At 36.0% G+C, this 3935-nt stretch carries 3 protein-coding genes; all 3 read right to left on the bottom strand.

All coding sequences use genetic code 11. The annotated features are described in order from the left end of the window. Positions 1-86: 86 nt before the first annotated feature. Positions 87-305, bottom strand: a complete 219-nt coding sequence (locus O9307_RS13865; protein ID WP_298300360.1) for an HAD hydrolase-like protein — start codon at positions 303-305, stop codon at positions 87-89. A 286-nt stretch (positions 306-591) separates the two neighbouring features. Beyond that, on the bottom strand, positions 592-2028 hold the full coding sequence (locus O9307_RS13860; protein WP_298300358.1) for an N-6 DNA methylase: 1437 nt from the start codon (positions 2026-2028) through the stop codon (positions 592-594). 16 nt (positions 2029-2044) lie between these two features. After that, positions 2045-3175: a type I restriction enzyme HsdR N-terminal domain-containing protein gene (locus O9307_RS13855; RefSeq protein WP_298300356.1), complete on the bottom strand. Its 1131-nt coding sequence runs from the start codon at positions 3173-3175 to the stop codon at positions 2045-2047. Between the last annotated feature and the right edge of the window lie 760 nt (positions 3176-3935).

Raw genomic sequence — 3935 nt, 5'->3', positions numbered from 1 at the left:
TATGTTAAAAGTAAAAATGAGAATGCTACTTAGAGGAACTGCTTTGAATTTTAGAAAAGTAGTTTCTAATTTAGAAGAACAATTCTTTAACTTTTTATTTCTAAGATTCGCATATCTGTAATTTTTGCAGGAGCGCCATCTATACAATCATCCATTGGTTTCCCAGTAACAGAATTCATTCCTTTTAACGTTATTTTGTTTTTATAATTTAGTTCCTTAAGAACATCATTCCAGGCTTTTGTACAACTTTTATTTGCATCCCAAAGTGTTCCATCTAAATCAAAAATAATTGCTTCATAATTCATAATTCAATTCCTTGTTAATAACTATCTGCAAAAAATATGGCGCACAACGTTCGCCGCTATGCGACGTTTTTTCTGCGCCGAATAAGCGACCGCAGGGAGCAGGCGCAGAAAAAATGTGGCGAAGCCCGAGCACCGCAGCGACCGAAGGGAGTGAGGAGCGGAGCGTATAGCGGCTGTTGTGTGATCGTGCCGAGGTGGACATTGTACTAAAAACTGTTTCATTCTTCATCTTAAAAACTCGCCCGTCTTTTATTCGCCGAAGCACACGGATGTGCGTAGGCGTTATTTATTCATCATCAGAGTTATTTAACTCATCTTCAATTTCAATTCCAGTTGCTTCTTTAATAATATTTTCAATATCTTTCATTTCCTTTGTCAAAGTCATATTTGCCCATGCTCGTTTTTTTTCTGCCTCTCTGACTTTATCCGCAATTTCCTTTTCTTTTTCTGGCTTTAGTCTCGGTATAGGTATGGTTCTAACAAATTGTGGAGAAATATGGTCTACAACGGACGCATAAATTCCTTTTTCCATTAATACTTTACCAATTTTTTCGGATGCCAAATATGCATAAACATAATATGGATCTATTAATTCTTCATTTATAATTACTCTAATAACATGTTCAGAAATCATTGTTCCTGCCATAATTTCATTAACAATAACGACTCTTCCGGTAGAACCAGACCTAGTAATTAAAATCCAATTCTTTTCAACAATATGGTTTTTAGCAGGTTTGTAATCTCGCGGTTGATATTTTAAATTAAATGACCTTATTTGAAGTATTTGAGAGCCAGAATAAAAGGGCAAGCTGTTTTCGTTATTTACAACATAATTTCTTTTATGCCTTCCAGGATAATAAACCCCTCCGTCAACTACCAAATCGCCTAAATTAATTATTTCAGTAATCTCATCACTATCACAATCCATCATTTTCTTTGCTAAGTCATTTTTATTTGGATCATGATACCAAGCATCAAGTCGACAAGACGGATCGTTTTTAATTTGAGACGAACTTATTGAGAAACAACTTGGAACTCCTGAATTAATTTTTTTACCACCTAAGAACAGTTTCCATTGTTCAAATATTTCAGGCAAATCATTCCAAATAATTTCCTCTCCTTTTTCATTTTTTAATGTTTTTCCATTATCATCTTTTTTATAAATTGGATTTCCTCTTCTGTCGTGACCCACCGCTTCTGATACAGCCATAAAAACAGGATATTCCTTTTCGGGATGTCGAACCTTTTGAATAAAGACTAACGATGTTTTAGTGCCTGTGTGTGGTTGAAATGCTTCACGTGGCAAATCAATAATTGCATAAACTTTTGCTTGCTTTAAAAGCCATTTTCTCAATTCAACACTTGCTGTTTCTGTCCCAGATAAATTTTGACGAGGAAGAACAATAACCATTCTTCCACCATCATCTTTTGATGTAGCATTTTTTAAGAATTGCAAGTCTCGTTCGAGAAATAATTTATCAGGGTCTTGTCCTTCAAGTAGTTCGTTGGTTTTTACTCCATCAACAAGTCTGTGACCTAAATCAAATTTCTCTAAAACAAATTTTCTAACATCATCAATTTTTGTGCCAAAAGGAGGGTTAGTAGTAATTACATCAACAGAACCAGGCTTGATTTTGGAAATAAACCCCTTCGGAAACTGTTCAAGCGGTAGCAGAGAATCAAAATTATAAATATTGCTTTTCCCATCGCCAATTATTGCCATATACGATTTTGCAATTTTATATAAAAAAGGGCTCTATGTCCATGCCATGAATATATTTCCCCGCATGGTCTTTTAATATCAAGTAAATTTTATCTTTTGTAAAACCTCTTTTTGAATAAGCAATGATTATCTGTTTTCGTAAATGCTCTATTGCAACAGTTAAAAAACCACCACTTCCACAAGCCGTATCTAAAACAATTTCCTTATTTATAAAAGACGGGTTAATCACATCAATTGCAAAACGTACAACTTCTCTTGGCGTAAAAAACTGCCCACTCTCGCCTTTTAAGGTAGAAGGAAGAAATATTTCATAAGCATCACCGAGTGCGTCGGTATTTGTTTCTTCATGCAATAAGCCAACGCTTTGCAATTCAGAAACAATATACGTCACCCATTCATCATTATATTCAATGTTCTCACCTCGAAACAACTCCCCGAAATCAGGATCAAGTAAGAGTTCGTGATATAATGCTTCAATTCTTTTTTTAACTTTTTTTTGACCCTCTGGCGAGGTTAGCTCAGATGGGGTTGCCCTAAACTCACATGTTTCATTTGGAGAAAGCTCATCCAATATTTTGCAAAAAATAATTTTAATTACTTCTTTTGCAACGTCCTCCTCTCTTTTAATTGGACCTGAGCCATACAATTTATGATGAATTCTTTTAAATAGGGTTCTGAGTGCTTTCGCTGGTTTTAAGTCTGCCTTTTTATACTTTCCAATAGAATCAAACTCTTCTCCGTATCTTGGTAAAGTCGGAATATCAATGAATGTAGTTGGATCTTTTTTTAAATCTCGATACAGATAAAATGGACCAGAACTATTTTTCTCAAAACCCGCAAACCAAACACACAACGGTGCAGTTGTCGCAGTAACATAAGAAATTGCTTGTCGATCATAAGTTTTTTTAGGCGTTTCGATTTCAATTACGATGTATGCATTTTCTTGTGTTTTTTTTTCAGATTTAAAAACAACAATGTCTGCTTCTTCTGCGTTTCTATTCGCACCTCTTTGAATTATAAATTCAATTTCAATATGTGATTTAGGATACCCCAAGTCATCAATAAGAATATGCTCAAATAGTTGTCTAAAATGTTCTTCGGGTGTTTCACGAAGTTCTTTGCCTGTTGCATAATCAGTTATCATCATATCCTCTTTCGTTTTTTTGCGAGCCAAGGATGGCGAGCATTCTTGACGGGCGAGTTTTTATTTCTTTAATCTTTATACTCATAACAGTTTTGTCCACCTCGGCATGTCACATAACGCATTAGGATTGTCGACGTTGGTCGTAGGTGAGTGTCCGCAGGACACGTTACCGTTGGCACGAGATTGCTTAGCAATCGAAGTGACTAAGACCAATGTGGCGTAGCCCGAAGTGAGGGCTTGACCCGAACGAAGCGTCAATCCGAAGTTAATCGAAGTTGAGCTTTCGTGTTTGAGTAGGATGAATTTTAACAGGTAAACGAAAACTAAAATCCATGATTAAAACACCACTCGACGAAATCCAGAGTAGCATGAAATTCCGAATTATTAACACAAATTTCCGAATAAAACAAAGTTCATTGGAAAACTTGCAACCTATGAAAAACGAAAAAATCCAAGTAGAGGAAAATATTCCAAACTAAGAAACCTTTTCGGAATTTCATAGATCCTGAACTTAGCATACTCGCATAGATGACATTCGCTTATGTTCCAACTACCTGTTAAAATTGTTACTCACCAACCTAGTCAACAAAACTTCAAACGACCCGAAAGCTACAATTTCGATTAACGCACGAGGGTTACCGACGTTCCTGTAATGGCACGAAATTGCTCTGCAATTGCAGTGACATGAAAGGAATGTGTCGCAGACCGAGGCTGTATTCAGCCGAAGTGGTAACCCGATGTTAACCGCCGTCACACAAAATCG

This window comes from Flavobacterium sp. (assembly GCF_027531905.1).
Lineage (GTDB): Bacteria > Bacteroidota > Bacteroidia > Flavobacteriales > Flavobacteriaceae > Flavobacterium.
Note: the sequence above shows the minus strand (reverse complement) of the source record. Positions and strands in the feature narration are given on the sequence as shown.

Coding starts and splice junctions, on each gene's coding strand:
- O9307_RS13855 (WP_298300356.1), bottom strand. CDS start 3,175: ATGATGATAACTGATTATGCAACAGGCAAAGAACTTCGTGAAACACCC.
- O9307_RS13865 (WP_298300360.1), bottom strand. CDS start 305: ATGAATTATGAAGCAATTATTTTTGATTTAGATGGAACACTTTGGGAT.
- O9307_RS13860 (WP_298300358.1), bottom strand. CDS start 2,028: ATGGCAATAATTGGCGATGGGAAAAGCAATATTTATAATTTTGATTCT.